At 37.6% G+C, this 1,211-nt stretch carries 1 protein-coding gene; it reads left to right on the top strand.

Annotated elements, in window-relative coordinates:
* Positions 1-299, top strand: a 299-nt coding sequence (locus ACFIL3_RS07585) for a helix-turn-helix domain-containing protein (protein ID WP_375682004.1), incomplete at its 5' end; no start/stop codon positions are given.
* Between the last annotated feature and the right edge of the window lie 912 nt (positions 300-1,211).

Here is a 1,211-nt window from a genome sequence, read left to right as displayed (position 1 = left end):
CCATGGGACTTTCCCAAAAAGAATTAGGAAGCTATTTAGGTGTCAGTTTCCAACAAATCCAAAAATATGAAAAAGGCTTCAATCGTGTAAGCGCAGGGTGTTTACTCAAAATCGCCCAAAAACTGGATGTTCCCATAAGCTTTTTTTATGCAGATATTGCCACAAAAGAAAATCTTTCAACACATGCCGCACACTATGATCAAGAAACATACAGCGAAAAAGAACACACCCTTTTGAAAAATTTTAGAGAGCTCCAGCCGAAAAAACAAAAAGCAATCTTATGGTTGATTTCTGATTAAGCAAAAGCGCACACAAAGCATAAATCCTCCGCATCATTTTACGGATATACGTTTTTATTTTACGGATCAACGTTTTGATGCTTCTCCACATTTACAGAAAGCAGCCAAACGAAACTTTCAAATTCCCCTCGCACCACTTTGTAAACATAGGTTTGTCAACAATACAGCTTCTTACTCTAGCCAATTCCCCTGCTGATTTCAGATCACGACACCACAAAGGATAATGTTGCATCAAACGCGACAGATACGTCCTATTTTAAAATATTCTTGCCCCTTCACCACCCTAAAGTAAGATCACGCAAAGCACCGGTCAATCCCACTTCAAAAACAACTTTCCCCACACCCTCTCTCCTCTCTCGTCAACACACCCGCCTCTTCATCCAAGCTTCCCCCCTTCATAAAACTCTTCATCCCCACACCCCAATCTTCTCTCCACATTCCATGCCATGATAAAATCATACACCACGCATAAAGTCCCAGCTTCCTTTTTTGCACATTTCCGTTTTTGCGCTTTTACATATTTACAGAAAGCAGAAAATCTGTAAAAAATGCATTACACAATAACGTTTTCAACAACTGTCATTAAAATCTCACCTCCCTTTTCATCTAACTCCCCCTATTTTCACTTAAATCATAGATATAAACCGCCCTATTATCGTATTGAGCAGCATAAAATTTTTCGACAAATTCTAGCGATCAAAAGAGTGCATAAGAAGCATTTTACGACTTTTAAAAGAATTTTTATTTACACCCAGTGCTTTTTTGTAACGTAGAAGAGCACATTTAATTAATTGACTATAAGAAAGTTTGAAATGAGAGAAGCTTTTCGTTTTTCTCGTTCAACATCCACAACGATAACTCCTTCTTATAAATCAATTTTTTTCGTAATACAAAACGCACCAAAAGGAATAG

Origin of the sequence: Bartonella sp. CE47NXGY, assembly GCF_042195415.1 — a bacterium.
In the GTDB taxonomy this organism is placed as follows: domain Bacteria; phylum Pseudomonadota; class Alphaproteobacteria; order Rhizobiales; family Rhizobiaceae; genus Bartonella.
Note: the sequence above shows the minus strand (reverse complement) of the source record. Positions and strands in the feature narration are given on the sequence as shown.